The sequence below is a fragment of the Shewanella sp. SP2S2-4 genome, assembly GCF_031932025.1.
Taxonomy (GTDB): Bacteria; Pseudomonadota; Gammaproteobacteria; order Enterobacterales; family Shewanellaceae; genus Shewanella; species Shewanella baltica.
This window is the reverse complement of record NZ_JAUOER010000003.1, coordinates 164,718-180,024: the sequence shown is the minus strand read 5'-3', so window position 1 is coordinate 180,024 and position 15,307 is coordinate 164,718. Positions and strand designations below refer to the sequence as shown.

The window sequence follows — 15,307 nt, the reverse complement described above, 5'->3', positions numbered from 1 at the left end:
ACGATAATGACTGAGTCTATCAGTTAGAAAAATAAATCACCATATTTAAGCGTACACATGTAAGCTTAAATTTGTGGCTGGCTTCGATTGTTTTCACCTTTTATCTTTTTAACGCCGTCTTGAATTCCCGTCAGCGCATCGATGATGCTATCCACTTCAATACGTGAAAGTTAACAAGCCATTATCCTTCAATTTAGCGCGATTGTGATCTCAATTCCCAGCCTTATTTGTCTCAACTGACAAGTGTCTTATCATGCATTGGCGTAAGCACTGCGCATGTAACGTGTTGCATTCGTGTTGAACTTTACCCTGTTTACCTCCTCTAATCTGCGTTGAGCACTCGCAAGTAAATGCAATCATTGGATAATTCTCTTTCAATATTCAGCAACTCGATATTGGATTGATATTGGATTTGAGTGCAATTGTTCCACGTTAAGCATCATCGAAATCAATTGAGACTACACAAAACCTAAGGATGGATTTTGCCTTTTCAACGTCAACCCAAAGCCGCGCCTTTATTGACAGTATCTCCTACAGCAATAGCGATTGGAGATGATACTGATAGTGCTTTGCTTTTTTCGGTCACATCGCCAGAAGGCGAGACTTTTATTGCATTTGATCATCACCTCGGTGATCTGGATACTGCCCAAACGCCTGTTTTTACCACTACTGCCGTGCCGTCAGCGTTCAATCGCGGTGCAGGCCTTTTAGTCACTGAGCATGACACCCAAGCTATATATCAAGAGCAGGCCCGAGATTTGGTACTGCAAGAAATCCATACTGAACATCAAGATCAACATCAAGATAAATTGGTTGCTGAGTCTGAATCAAAACTTGAACTGTCTAGGACAATACAAACCCGTGCTCAAGGATTGGGGTTACGTACTCGTCAGCCGTATTTCAAAGGATTAAGTCTGCTTTTTTTTGTGCTCTTAGTGCATGCGTGTTTATTTTTACTTATCTGCATTTTGTGGCGCCCACAGTTAAATCCCTTTGGATTAACAGAAACAGAAAGCCGGGGCCCTAAAGTGACGGCGCTTAAAGCTTACTTTATTTATGCTCCCGCGGTAGAGAAGGCTGAAAGCGCTGCGCTAGAAACAGAGAGCAAGGCCGTGGATAAGACTGAGATGACAAGTTCTGTTACGCCTACAACTGTTCCCACGCCTGCAACTCAAGTTAAGCCTCTGTCGATACTTGAAAAGGTCATGCCTGAAACAATAGCACCTGAGAAGGCCGTCTCTGAAAAAGTAGAGCAGGGAAAAGTGAAGCCAGATACGGTTAAACCGGACATCACTCAATCGAGCCAATCTCAATCAAGTGCCCCAAGTGAAGTACAGCCCGCGGAAGTGACGGCAAAAAAACCAACTAATACGCTTGATACCACAGAAATAAAGCCGCAGCTTGGCGCTAAGAGTACGCCCGCAGCAGAAGGTGAGAGCACAATAGCGACAAGCTCAAGCATGAGTTTATTCACCCAGCAATATTTTGAACGTCAGCGCGAGCAAGGGCTCGATGATCTCGTCATTGAACAGGCCGATAAATTCACCCGGAAATCGAATATGAGTGAAATGAGCCCAGAGATGGAAGTGTTATTTGTCCCTAACGCCGATGATTTCGGTGGCACAACGAGCCTAGATTTACCCTTAGATCCAAATCGTATTGTGCGTAAAGGGGATACTTGTTATCGCGTGGTACAAGTCGGCACTCAAGTTAATCCTTACGCCGAAAATTTAGGCTTCCCATTTGACTGCAGTGGCAAAAAAATCAATCAAGCTATTGATGATGCCATTCAATCTCGATTAAATAAAATGATGCTCAAACCCCATAAATAGTGACTTTCTCTTATGATCTATTTTCATGCTAATTATAACTTTTTTTAGTTTTATTTGATTTAATCAATTAAAAACAATAAATTATGAATCTTTATTTTGGATTGATAGTTAAGTTTTTTAATTACTTTTTTCCTTGTTTGTTGCTGCCGCTTCTGTCTATACTGCGCACTCATCTTGTCGGAGTGCCTCTTGGCTGAGACCGTTTATTCGGGATCCGTTGAACCTGATCAGGTTAAAACCTGCGAAGGAAACAAGCGTAATAACACATATTAAATCGCCAAAATAGACGGCTTGAACACCTGTTAACTCAGCAGTGTTTTAAGCCTTAATGTTTAGATTTAATTGTTATTGAGCAGGGTAACTCAATTTTTGAAGCCAGTGTTGGCCACAAAAATTGATTGCCATGCCCAGCTATCAACAACTCAATTCTCCAGACAAGCAACTCCATTTTTTAACGTGAGATTGCTTATGTCCAGTTCAAACCAAAACCCAGCTGTAGCTGCCAATGCGATAGAAATTACAGCGCCAGAATCGACAATCCCTAATAAATCGTCTGAGTATAGTCAATCAACAGTGCCTAAGGCGCCGAGTCGCCGCGAAACCCGCGCGCAGGCTCAAGCCTTTATCGATACGTTAGCGCCGCTGCAACATCCTAATTCACAAAAGATTTATCTCGAAGGTTCCAGTGCCGATATTCGCGTTGGCATGCGGCACATTCTGCAGACTGACACCCTTGTCGGCGGTACAGATGATGCGCCAATCATGGAAAAAAATCCGCCAATCCGAGTGTACGATTGCGCCGGACCTTATTCCGATCCTGAGGCCGACATCAATGTGCGTCTAGGCCTTGGTAAATTAAGACAAAACTGGATCCTAGCCCGCAACGATACAGAGCAATTACCCTGCGCGACCTCAGACTTTACCCAACAAAGACTCGCCGATGATGGTTTAGACCATCTGCGTTTTGAGGCGGGCTCGAGTGCAATTGTTCGCCCACGCAGAGCGCTGCAGGGTAAACGAGTCAGCCAATTACACTATGCCCGTCAAGGGATTATCACGCCCGAAATGGAATATGTGGCGATCCGCGAGAACATGGCACTTGCCGAAGTACAGGATGAAATCCTCAATCGTAAAGCCAAGGGCGAAGCTTTTGGTGCCTTAGTCGGCGAACCGATTACCGCCGAATTTGTCCGCGCTGAAGTCGCCCGTGGCCGCGCGATTATTCCGCTGAATATTAACCATCCCGAAGCCGAACCTATGATCATAGGGCGTAACTTTTTGGTGAAAGTGAATGCCAATATTGGTAATTCTGCGGTGACGTCATCCATCGAGGAAGAAGTGGAAAAGCTCGTCTGGTCAACCCGTTGGGGTGCAGATACTGTCATGGATTTATCCACGGGGCGTTATATCCACGAGACCCGCGAGTGGATCATCCGCAACTCGCCAGTGCCCATCGGCACAGTGCCGATTTATCAAGCGCTGGAGAAAGTGAACGGTGTGGCAGAGGATTTAACCTGGGAAGTGTTCCGCGATACCTTGATTGAACAAGCTGAGCAAGGTGTTGATTACTTTACTATTCATGCTGGTGTGCTGCTGCGTTATGTGCCGATGACGGCTAAACGCGTCACTGGGATCGTTTCCCGCGGCGGTTCAATCATGGCCAAATGGTGCCTGAGTCATCACAAGGAAAACTTCCTCTACAGCCATTTTCGTGAGATCTGTGAGCTTTGCGTCGCCTACGATGTATCCCTGTCTTTAGGTGATGGTATGCGTCCAGGCTCAATTGCCGACGCTAATGATGCCGCCCAGTTTGCAGAGCTTGAAACCTTAGGTGAGCTAGTCAAAATCGCGTGGGAATACGACGTACAAACCATTATCGAAGGGCCGGGACATATCCCGATGCAGCTCATTAAAGAAAACATGGACAAGCAGTTAGCTCACTGCGATGAAGCGCCGTTTTACACGCTTGGCCCGCAAATCACCGATATCGCACCTGGGTATGATCATTTCACCTCCGGCATAGGCGCGGCCATGATTGCTTGGTACGGCTGCGCTATGTTGTGTTATGTCACACCAAAAGAACACTTAGGATTACCGAATAAACAAGATGTTAAGCAAGGTTTGATTGCTTATAAGATTGCCGCCCACGCCGCCGATGTGGCGAAAGGTCATCCGAGTGCGCAAATTCGTGATAATGCGCTGGCAAAGGCGCGGTTTGAATTCCGCTGGGAAGATCAATATAACTTAGGACTCGATCCTGAAACCGCACGTGCTTATCACGATGAATCTTTACCGCAGGAATCCGCTAAAGTCGCGCATTTTTGCTCTATGTGCGGCCCTAAATTTTGTTCGATGAAAATCACCCAAGATGTGCGCGCCTATGCCGCTGGCTTAGAGGCGGCACAAGCGAAGGCGGATCAAGTTGAAGCTGCTGACCAAGCCATACAAGTCACAGTCAAGACGCCGCAGGAGTTGGCAGCGGCAATGGCGCTAAAATCGGCAGAGTTTGCTGCTTCGGGCGCCGAGATCTATCACGTGAAAGACAAGCTTGTCGCCGAAGCTGAGGAAGCCTAATTATGTTGGGTATTCATGGGGATAATGTGCCCATGAATACCGAGCGTCCCGCGTTTGTCTGGACCATCGCTGGTTCAGACAGTGGCGGCGGTGCCGGTATTCAGGCGGACTTAGCGACAATTCAAGATTTGGGCTGTCACGGTTGTAGTGTGGTCACCACAGTGACGGCGCAAAGCTCAGTGGCGGTCACTTTAGTCGAGCCCGTATCAGCGGCGATGTTAATGGCTCAACTGACGACTTTACTTTCCGACTTGCCACCCAAAGCAATTAAAATCGGCTTACTGGCAGATCAAACTCAAGTGGCATTGCTGGCAGATTGGATCGCGAGTTTTAAAATCCACTATCCATCTGTGCCTGTGATTGTCGATCCTGTGATGGTCGCCAGTTGTGGCGATGCATTAGCAGTAGATAACTGTCAGGATATAAAAAGTGCGGCCAAATCAGCCTTAGATTTTAGGCCTTTCAAAGGTTTAATCGAACTTATCACACCCAATGTGCTTGAACTTGGGCGGTTAACTCACAGTGATGTTTCAACGAAAGCGCAATTCGCTGCCGCGGCACTGGCTTTATCCCAGAGCCTTGATTGCAGTGTGCTCGCTAAAGGTGGCGATGTGAGCTTTGGTTGCACTGACATTCTTGCTGATACTCAAGCTCAAACTAACGCTCTTGATACCGCTTACAAGAGTAATGGCTGGGATCTTGAGCTTGCCGAGGATTATCTAGTTTGTCGTCAAGTGCGAGCGAACTCTGAGCTGCATCAAAATGGACGCTTCTGGTTAGCCAGCCAGCGGGTTATTACCCGTCATAATCATGGTAGCGGCTGCACTTTGTCATCGGCCATTGCCGCCGTGTTAGCGCAAGGTTTTGTATTACAAGATGCGGTGGTTGTTGCCAAAGCCTATGTGAGTCAAGGCTTAAGCGCGGCGATTGGTTTAGGGCAAGGTCCAGGGCCGTTGGCCCGTACGGGTTGGCCTAATAACTTGTCCTGCTATGCCAAGATAAATTTGTGTGATGGCAATTTTATTAGTCATCAAATCAGCCAACATCTTGATGTTATAAGTGATTTCGTTGCAACAGATCAGGTAAGAATAGCCTCGGCGCCACCTCAAAATATTTTATCCCAAGGTTTTAAAGTGCTCAATGCCGATCTCGGTGTGTATCCCGTGGTGAGTGACTTAACCATGCTGGAAAGTTTGTTAGCGGCCGGCGTTAAAACCCTGCAGTTAAGGATAAAAACCGACATCAGCGAATTAACTTCTGCAGGGTTAGGCGAATCTGTGCAAAGTAGATGTGAGTCAGGCAAATCTAAATCAGGCGAACCTAAGTTAATTGGCTCCGAATTAGAAGCAAAAATTCAAACAGCCATTGCCTTAGGTAAGCATTTTAATGCGCAGCTTTTTATCAATGATCACTGGCAGTTAGCAATAAAAAACCATGCCTTTGGGGTACATTTAGGCCAAGAAGATCTCGCTGTAGCTGACTTAGCCGCCATTAAAACGGCGGGACTTGCGCTTGGCATATCGAGTCACAGTTATTTCGAGCTGTTATTGGCCCATCAATGTTCGCCATCCTACATAGCGCTTGGGCATATATTCCCAACCACGACGAAGCAAATGCCTTCGGCGCCCCAAGGGCTGGCAAAACTTAAACGCTATGTCGCACTGCTCCAAGACCATTATCCCTTGGTCGCTATTGGCGGCATCGACTTAGATAATTTAGCAAAGGTGAAAACCACGGGGGTGGCCAATATTGCTGTGGTGCGGGCAATAACCGAGGCTCAGGATCCAGTCGCGGCGTTTGCAGTGCTTAGCCAAGCTTGGGAGCCATATTTGGGTGCTAAGTGCATGCCAAATATGAGCACAAATAAACCGCTTTATCATGGCGAGACGGTCAGTGGCAAAACACTTAGCGATGCCGATTTTATGCGTTATTCCCGGCAAGTCTTACTGCCAGAAGTGGGTGAGGCAGGGCAATTACAACTGGCCGATGCCAACGTTGTTATTATCGGTCTTGGCGGCTTAGGCCAATTGGCGGCGCAGTATCTGGCTCGCGCAGGTATTGGTTGCTTGACCTTAATCGACATGGATAAGGTTGAAATATTAAATCTGCCAAGACAATTATTATTCAGCGATGCCGATATTGGGCTTAATAAGGCGCGAGTTGCCAAGCAAAAGCTCAATGACTTAGCGCCGCAGTGCACTGTGACTGCCGATGAAACAGCATTTAATACAGAAACTGCGGCTCATCACTTCGCTGATATTCTAGAGGCGAAACAACAGGGTAAAAAAGTGCTAGTGCTTGACTGCACAGATAACTTTGCGACTCGCCAAGCCATAAATCGCAGCTGTATCGAAGCGGCTTTACCCCTAGTCAGCGCATCAATCGCAGCATTTAGCGGCCAATTGTTCGCGGTCGACCAAATGCAGTTCCCCTCTGGTGGTTGTTATCACTGTATTTTCCCCGCGCAGACGAGAGTGTCGCAGAGCTGCAGTACCCAAGGCGTACTCGGGCCGAGCGTAGGCGTCATGGCGTCAATGCAATCTTTGGTGGCCATGCAACTCTTGTTGAATGTGGATAGTTGTGATGAACCTAAAAGTGCCTTGTTGGGACGTTTTTGGCGCTTCGACGCTAAATCACTTTCATGGACAGCGGCGATATTAACGCGGGATCCCCAGTGTGACGAATGTGGTCCCAAAGGGGTTTATCTATCATCAAATAAAGATAATCTTGAGGTTTGATATGATTTTAGTTCACATAAATAATGTCCCGCAGCCCTTAACGGAACCGACTTCACTCGCGGCGGTGATCCTCGCGCAAGATATAGCCCTCGATTCGGTCGCTATCGTGTTGAATTCAGAGGTGGTTCCGCGTAATAGCTGGCAATCGATTCTCTGCCAACATGAAGATAAATTAGAACTTTTTTCAGCTGTAGCGGGAGGCTAGTATGTTAACGATTGCCGATGTGGAGTTTGAATCACGGTTATTTACCGGAACGGGAAAATTCAGCAATAACCAAGTGATGCTTGAGGCGATATCGGCTTCAAAATCGCAGTTAGTGACAGTTGCGATGAAAAGAATTGATTTTAAAATGGGGCTTGATGATTTACTCACGCCGTTACGTCAAGCGGGTGTCCGGCTATTGCCTAACACTTCGGGGGCGAGAAACGCCAAGGAAGCGGTGTTTGCGGCTGAGCTTGCCCGTGAAATGCTGGGAACTCATTGGATTAAGCTCGAAATCCACCCGGATCCTAAGTACCTAATGCCCGATGCGATTGAAACCTTAGAGGCGGCTAGAATCCTCTGTGAGAAAGGCTTTATCGTGATGCCCTACGTGCATGCCGATCCTGTGCTCTGTCGCCGCTTGGAAGAGGTAGGCTGCGCTGCGGTGATGCCACTGGCGAGTCCGATTGGCAGTAATCAAGGTTTAGTCACTGAAAGCTTTTTAAAAATCATCATAGAGCAAGCGCGGGTGCCAGTGGTGATCGATGCCGGCATTGGCGCACCTTCGCAGGCTGCGCGAGCAATGGAGCTGGGCGCCGATGCGGTGCTCGTTAACACCGCCATCGCCAGCAGCGCGTCGCCGATAGTGATGGCCGAGTGTTTTAGGGAGGCGGTGCAATGCGGTAGACGGGCCTTTGAAGCAGGGCTTGGCCGAGTACAAACGGGCGCGGTACATACCAGTCCTCTGACGGGATTTTTAAACCAATGAGTTTTGTAGCGGAATTTGCCAAGATCCCACGGGATAAACTGTTACTCGATTTGTATTCTTGCACTGCCCAGGATGTTGAGCGGGCGTTAGTGAGTCCAGCAGGGGATTTACGTAGCTTACTGGCCTTGTTATCACCTGCGGCTGAACCTTATATAGAAACCATGGCACAACGTTCAGCGGCGCTTACGCGGCAGCGATTTGGCGCGAATCTGGGTATGTATTTACCGCTATACGTCTCGAATCTGTGCGCTAATGATTGTGATTACTGTGGCTTTAGCATGAGTAACAAACTCAAACGCAAGACCTTGAATGAGCTGGAGTTGATGGCCGAAATGGCCATTATCAAAGATAGGGGCTTCGATTCTGTTTTACTGGTGTCGGGTGAGCATGAAACTAAGGTCGGTATCGATTATTTCAAGCAAATGTTGCCGCTGGTGAAGCAGCAATTTAGCCATGTGGCGATGGAGGTTCAACCCATGAGTGAGGACCATTATCGCCAGTTAGTCGCGCTAGGTTTAGATGCTGTGATGATTTATCAAGAGACCTATCAGCCAGAGACTTATGCTAGTCACCATTCCCGAGGTAAAAAAATGGATTTTGCTTATCGCTTAGCAACACCAGACAGAGTTGCAGCGGCGGGCGTTGATAAAATTGGTCTTGGGGTTTTATTAGGGCTGGATGATTGGCGTTTAGATGCGTTAATGATGGGATATCATCTCGACTATTTAGAGCGACGCTATTGGCGCACCCGCTTTAGTATTTCGCTACCAAGGTTACGACCTTGTACTGGCGGGATCACCCCAAAAGTCATGCTATCGGATCTAGGTTTAGTGCAAATGATTTGTGCATTTAGACTTTTTAATCAACAGCTTGACATCAGCATGTCGACAAGGGAAAGCCCTGAGCTGAGGGATAATATTTTGCCACTTGGGATCACTCAAATCAGTGCGGGCAGTTCGACACAACCGGGCGGCTATCAAGCGCCTGACAGTCAACTCGATCAATTTGAGATAAGCGATGATCGCAGTGTCGAGCAAGTTATCCAACAGATGCAACGGCAGGGTTTTAATCCCGTATTTAAGGATTGGGAAGCTAATTGGATCACAGGATAGATCTGGCCGTAAATAAATGCTGAGAATGTGGATAAAATCTGTACTTTTGCACGTTACTGGTCAATAATTGACCCATTAATCACAGCGTGCAGGAATACCGTTATGCAAATCCAATCTGCTTATTCATCCGGTCTGCAAGGCTTGCAAAGTGCTCAATCTGGGCTTACTCAAGCAACAATAGATGTGGCTAAACCTACACAGACGCAAAGTGCGACTCCGGCAGAGCCTGCCAGAGATGTTGCCCAGCCCGATAAAACCTCGGCACTATTGGCGGCAAATGAGTCATTAAGACAAGGTGAAGCCTCTACAGAGGTGATTGAAACTGATTCAGAAACGATAGGTTCGATCATTAACATTAAGGTGTAAACATCATGTCAGTAGTGGCGCTATCACCTCAGGTTGGAGCGCCATCCTCTTCATTTTCGGCACATGATAAGACGCTAAGCACTGATTTAAGCCAAAGTCACAGTCAAAGCAAGACTCAAAGCAAGACTCACGCTAATAGCACTTATCAAGGAGTCAGCACTCAAGCAGGCTCCGCAAAACTTGAAGCGAGTGGTGCCTATGAACCACATTTTACTGGAACCTCAACCGCTCCGGTTCAAGCCGCGCCTATTGTTTCATTAGCACCTCACGTTTCCCAATCTCTGCACTCATCACCCAATGTGTCTTTTAATGCGAGTTCTTTGGCAGCTAGTTCATTGCAATCGAGCGCTCAAACATTTTCTGCAACGCCTGCAGCTATATCATCAACGCCTTTATTCAACGGGACAAATACCGCGACACCCATAAGTTCAAATGTCGCTGGCATTGATGCTGTAAAAGCGCCGCTTGCAATTGCTGATGCTACGCCTGTACTACCAACGTTTAATGGCGCAAGCCAAGCACTAAAGGCCAGTCCTTTTGCTGAATCAAGGCCGCAGGTTACACTTCCTAAAACCAATGCTCCTCGAGTCAATGGGTTAAAAGATCGGGCGAGTTTACATGCCGATGCCAGTTTTAGCTTATTAACGGGGCCAAGATCCATTTCTGGTGTGCGTGGGGGACAAATTGCCGCCCCTGTGTCGACTTCGGCATTTTCATCAATCACGAGTACTATAGGAACTAGCCTTGGCGCAAACGCCTTATCTACAACAAGTCCGAGTCTTAGTGTCACGAGCAGTATTCCCGCCGATATTTTTACGCCTCCGAGTTCATCAATTGGCACGAGTAGCACAGAGCTTCCTGCTTTCAATCCATCGACTAAAGGCAGTGTTTCTCCAGTAACGCCTGATTTAGCCGCAGTGTTTGGGCCACAAACTGTCTTTACTGGAGCTGCGTTAGTTGACTCCTCCACCTCTAACCCAGCAGGTAATAGCTCTGTAAATAACAGTTCTGGAAATTCTGGAAGTATAAGTGGTAATAGTTCAGCAGCGAGTGAAGGGACTGTTGAGCAGTCAAACTCTGCACAAGCAGCAGATCAATCCGCTCGCAATGAAGTTGCTCAACCGACAGTGTTGGAACAATTTACCCAGGTTTTCGGTGACGCTAAGGCTCAAGTTCGTCAGGTAGAAGATCCTGCTATAGCGTCTAACCCCGATGATCGTCAGCAAGCCTTAGCCGATGTTTTTGCTAAAAATGATATTCAGCTTGAAAAGCAAGCACAGGAAGAAGCGTCGCAGAAACAGCAAGCTGCAGCGGAACAAGCAAAGCAGCAACAATCACAAGCGCAATCACAGGCACAGCAGGCTCAGGAGCAAGCAAAACAAGCCCAAGAAAAAGCGCAGGCGCAACAGCAACAACAAGTTGATTCACTTAAGGCCAGAGATTCTGAGGTTAAAGCCCATGAACATGCGCATGCTACAGTCGGCGGGCAATATGCTCAGAGTCCGAGTTTTAAGTATGAGAAGGGCGCCGATGGGCAACGTTATGCTACCGATGGTGAAGTGCAGATCGATGTTTCTGCTGTCGGAGGCGATCCACTCGCAACAATAAACAAAATGAAGCAAGTGTACGCGGCGGCAATGGCTCCGGTTGATCCTTCATCTGCGGATATCCGCGTTGCCGCTGAAGCTTTGCAAAAAATGAATGAAGCAAAGGTGAAGCTTGCTGAAGAGCGGCAACAACAGATTGTAGACTTACAAACAACCCAAATCTTAGTGGGCGCCGATGCGCAGATTAAAGAGCTACCGCCGTTGCAAGAACACACACCCGTAGTAACGGGGAAAGTTGACGAGTCAGGGAATATCGCTCAGCCCCAAAATGCCGTCTCAACACCAGTATCAGATGCAGTCGATAAGCTTATTCAAAGGGTTGAAGCGCAGAGGGCCAAAACCGCAGCGACGACAGATACTAGCTCTAATCCTAGTTCGGAAACTCCATCTAATACCTCTAGTACCAGCGGCTCAGTTAATACCCCAACGACAGTGGAAACCATTGAGCCACCGACTGCAACCTTAGCATTTGGAAAAGCATCAACTGCTGCTGATTTAGCGACCCGTTTTATTCCAAGACCCGATAGTACCGCAAGTCGTTATTATGCCGCTGTTGCACAAGCCAGCATTGGACCTTCAGTCCGTGCTGACGTAACGCAGCAAGTCAATATTCAGCCTTCTAATCTAGCCCCTGTAAACGAGCTGCCTAATAATGCGCAATCCGCTACTGTTCTTCCAACTCTGGCAGCAAAAGATACCAACGAGGTAAACGAGTCGCCCTCAAGCATCAGTGCGAGTGAGAATCGCAGTGCGTCACTGCAGAGTGAGTCAAGTGTTGAAGATAATACATCGCAAGAAGCTGGATTGATTCAGCCGCAATACTTGGGTCAGCAACCAGCACGCTATGTTGATTTTAGTGTGTAAGATTAGGCTTTAACTATGTCCATTCAGCTGTTCATTCTCTTTTTTCAAGCAACCTCTCTGCATTTATTCTTCCGCACTAAGCCAGCACTAGGCTCTTAGCGTCTTGCTCACTCGAATTGATAACTCGTTTGGTTATCTTGCGATTAATTGCTATTCGTCGGTTCAATTCCATGCTGTTTTAAAATCAAAGAGGCAAGCAGTTTGGATGCTGGTCCTTGTTGATCCCTATTAGGGATCACTAGGCTCAACATGATGCGGCGTTTTTGACTGCCATCAAGATGTAAACGCACTAAATTGCCAGATGCTAATTCCTCTTGGACTAAAAAAGACGGGATCCAACAAAAACCAATACCTTGGTTCAGAATGACTTTTGCCTCGTGGAAGTTAGAAACGGTCCAGCGCTGCTCAGCTTTGAGCCAGCCTATGTCGATATTGGATTGCACGCCGGTATCTTTGATCACTAACTGTAAATACTGTGCCAGTAGCTTATCGTCTTCAATCGAACCTAAGTCAGCGAGTGGGTGACTTGGATGACAAACGAGGTAGAGTTCTTGTTCACATAAAGGCTCGGATAAATACCCTTTAGGCGGTACCCCTGCACAGATAGCAATATCGACTTTACTCTGCAGAATGAGCTCTTGGGTGCCGGTGATCACAGAGTCCAGCATGATGATGCGAGTGCCACGGCTGTGGGGCAGAAACGCATTGAGGGCACACACTAAACTTTCCATCGGATAGATAATTTCACGGGCAATCGTGAGTGTCGGCTCCCATCCTTGTTCGAGGTTACTCGCGAGCTGTTCTAACTCGTTGACGGCTTGGGTGACATGCCGTGAGCGGCGCAGCAGTACTTCGCCTTGCTGGGTGAGATAGGCTTTACGGCCTTTGACTTCGAGTAGTTCAATACCTAATTGATGCTGTAATTTGGCAACCGCATGGTTGAGTGACGATTGACTCTTGTTGAGTTTTTCGGCCGCTTGGGCATAGCCGCCAAAATCGACGACCGCTTGCAAAATACGCCATTGTTCTAAGGTAGATTTAGCTCGAGTCATTATAATCTCAAAAAAACGATAGATTGAGGCTTATAGTGGCCACTTCTTACGACTTTTTCAATTAAATATCATAGAGTCAGTCATTCTCACGACATACTGCTAGCTATGTCGCGCTAAGTTATTGAGGTGTTCGAGAGGCGAATCATGACGATTTGCTGTGTCTGTGCCCGAGCGAGTCACAAACACAGCTTATGCATTCACTCTTAAAACGCACAAGAACCTGTGGCGTCGAAAGCTTGATTGTCAGAATTACCAGTATGCTCCGAAGCGGCGCTATTGGAGATCCTTTGGATCAGTGAAGCGCTATCAACGGGCGCACCAATGATGGCATTCAATTGTTCACTTACGTTTAAAGCGTCTTCATTGACGACTAACAAATTGAATAATTGAAGTTTGTCTTGGCAGCCTAATGTTGCTTGATCAATCAACTGGGCTAACGATGCTTGCCAGAGCGATTGGTAGTAGAGCGGCCCTTCGTTGGCGATAGCATTGAAGCTGTAGGGATAATCCTTGGTTTGCGGCCAATTTTGGCCGAAGCTAGCACTAAACTCTGCACCGAGATCCGGATAGACTTGTGAATTTACATCTTGATAAAAGTTGACTGCAACCTTAGCGCGAAAGACTTTGAGCTGTTTCGAATAAGCTTTAGCCAGTGTTTCACGCTCTTGTAAATAGCTTTGCTCAAATTGCGGAAAGAGTTGATGGCGCAGCACTTCAGCTAACCAGAGACTCGCCACAAAATGGCTATCCTGACTCTGCCCCATGGCATTGTTGAGGTAGAAATGGCTCGCTTTAGCAAGGGAAGTCACTGCTTCTGCGATGGATTCGGTTAACTGTTCAATGTCTTTGTAGTTACTCAGTTGCGGCTTAAGATCCAACGCCTGTTGTCCAAATTGCTGGCCGAGTACACTTTGGCGCAATGTCTGCTGTTGACTACTTTGCTGTGGATTTTGGTTGTACGCCACATAGATTTCACCCAACAATCTTTGCTGGTGGTAGACCCTGACAATATGCGGCCGATTATGATCGGTTGGTGTTCTCTCGGCGTTGGCGGTTGCTATGGTCTCAAACTGCAAACCAAACACTTGCAGATAAGTAAAGCTGCGACTCAAGACGTCTGAGGTCTGCCATCTGGGGCCCTTGGCTGATGCTTGTTGTGACAGTGTACGTCCAATATCCCAGGGAGCCACTTGCAAATCTTGTGTTTGGCTATCAAGAAATGCTTTGACCAACTCAGGGGATGATAACTGCTGCGAACTAAGCGCTAATGCGCTGTAATCGGTAAAGCCTGCCGCAGTGGCGGCTTGATGGCGTTGCTCTGCAATTCGCTGTAATGCCGTTTGATTGGTTTCACTCGCTCTGGCTTGGTAAGCCTGCCATACATTTTGGCGACATACGGCGTTTTCCTGTGTCAGTAAGTAGCTGACGATAGTGCCCGAAAAATCGCTCAGCTTTGAACTACTGCGCTTCGGCTCGTTACTTTTATCCTCTTCTTTATGCAGATGATGTTGCTGCTGAGTCGCTTCGGGTTGGCATTGGCTGTCATTGAAGGCAAGACTAAATTGTTGGCTGCCTAACCCTTGGCCTATGCTGGCCTGCGCCGTATGCAGTTTCGCTTTTTCCTCGGCGCTCCAATGCTGTTGTAGCAAGTGTTTAAGTTGTTGGCTTAACAGTATTTGTTCAGCATTACCTTGGGCTAAGGCGTAAGCCAGTTGGCTAAATTCTGCTTGGTTGAGAAGTTGCGACAGGGTATCGGCGAGGCGTAACTGGCATTGCAGTAAGCCTTCGCGTTCTTCACTCGGTAAGTTAAACCCACGGTAATAGTTGAGCCTGTCGTTGATATTATTAGGCCCAATCGTCTGTTGCTCAAAAATAAGCGCGCGCTGGGCCAAGGTTAATTGCGCTGTCGTTAAGCGCGCGTTGGCGAAGGCTGACGCGAGCTCAATGTTTGGCAAACGCAGACATTGCTCAACCAAGAGGGGAACAGGACTTGGCGCCGCATAGGCGGCATTCGTAGCATAAAGGCTTAAGCCAAGCAGGCTAACCAGTAAAGTGGGTTTTAACATGGGTTATGTGTTCTGCATCTGTGATGGAATGAGTTAACTTTGACTTAGTATCTAATTGAGCTAGCTTCAAGTCATTGTTATGCATGAAACCCTGTTCCGTTATCGATGTCAACGGTAAGGGTGAG

General features: G+C 47.4%; 10 protein-coding genes and 1 riboswitch. Of the genes, 8 read left to right on the top strand and 2 right to left on the bottom strand.

The annotated features are described in order from the left end of the window. Positions 1-482: 482 nt before the first annotated feature. The 8 genes from Q4Q54_RS04445 (at position 483) to Q4Q54_RS04405 (ending at position 12,064) form a co-directional block, all read left to right on the top strand. Positions 483-1,832, top strand: coding sequence for a hypothetical protein (locus tag Q4Q54_RS04445; RefSeq protein WP_311987809.1), 1,350 nt, complete (start codon positions 483-485; stop codon positions 1,830-1,832). Between the two features lie 168 nt (positions 1,833-2,000). Continuing rightward, positions 2,001-2,099: riboswitch (TPP riboswitch) on the top strand. A gap of 201 nt (positions 2,100-2,300) precedes the next feature. Further along, the gene (gene thiC, locus Q4Q54_RS04440) at positions 2,301-4,406 is read left to right on the top strand and encodes a phosphomethylpyrimidine synthase ThiC (RefSeq protein ID WP_311987808.1); all 2,106 of its coding nucleotides are present in this window, start codon (positions 2,301-2,303) and stop codon (positions 4,404-4,406) included. Positions 4,407-4,408: 2 nt separating this feature from the next. Then, on the top strand, positions 4,409-7,144 hold the full coding sequence (locus Q4Q54_RS04435) for a ThiF family adenylyltransferase (RefSeq protein ID WP_409438278.1): 2,736 nt from the start codon (positions 4,409-4,411) through the stop codon (positions 7,142-7,144). Position 7,145: 1 nt separating this feature from the next. Continuing rightward, positions 7,146-7,349, top strand: coding sequence for a sulfur carrier protein ThiS (gene thiS, locus Q4Q54_RS04425; protein ID WP_311987807.1), 204 nt, complete (start codon positions 7,146-7,148; stop codon positions 7,347-7,349). Between the two features lies 1 nt (position 7,350). Further along, on the top strand, positions 7,351-8,115 hold the full coding sequence (locus tag Q4Q54_RS04420; RefSeq protein WP_311987806.1) for a thiazole synthase: 765 nt from the start codon (positions 7,351-7,353) through the stop codon (positions 8,113-8,115). Then, entirely contained in the window at positions 8,112-9,227 is a 1,116-nt protein-coding gene (gene thiH / locus Q4Q54_RS04415) for a 2-iminoacetate synthase ThiH (protein ID WP_311987805.1), read from the top strand. The genes Q4Q54_RS04420 and thiH overlap by 4 nt, the downstream gene beginning before the upstream one ends. 102 nt (positions 9,228-9,329) lie before the next feature. Beyond that, positions 9,330-9,593 carry a hypothetical protein gene (locus Q4Q54_RS04410; RefSeq protein WP_006081755.1) on the top strand — a complete coding sequence of 88 codons (264 nt, stop codon included), beginning with the start codon at positions 9,330-9,332 and terminating at the stop codon, positions 9,591-9,593. Between the two features lie 5 nt (positions 9,594-9,598). Continuing rightward, on the top strand, positions 9,599-12,064 hold the full coding sequence (locus Q4Q54_RS04405; protein ID WP_311987804.1) for a putative metalloprotease CJM1_0395 family protein: 2,466 nt from the start codon (positions 9,599-9,601) through the stop codon (positions 12,062-12,064). Positions 12,065-12,207: 143 nt separating this feature from the next. Here the strand turns inward: Q4Q54_RS04405 and Q4Q54_RS04400 are convergent, their stop codons facing one another. Together Q4Q54_RS04400 and Q4Q54_RS04395 are read right to left on the bottom strand one after the other, a co-directional pair. Further along, positions 12,208-13,116 carry a LysR family transcriptional regulator gene (locus Q4Q54_RS04400; RefSeq protein ID WP_006086789.1) on the bottom strand — a complete coding sequence of 303 codons (909 nt, stop codon included), beginning with the start codon at positions 13,114-13,116 and terminating at the stop codon, positions 12,208-12,210. A gap of 203 nt (positions 13,117-13,319) precedes the next feature. Continuing rightward, complete coding sequence (locus Q4Q54_RS04395; RefSeq protein ID WP_311987803.1) at positions 13,320-15,182, bottom strand: M3 family metallopeptidase; 1,863 nt, start codon at positions 15,180-15,182, stop codon at positions 13,320-13,322. Positions 15,183-15,307: the final 125 nt, after the last annotated feature.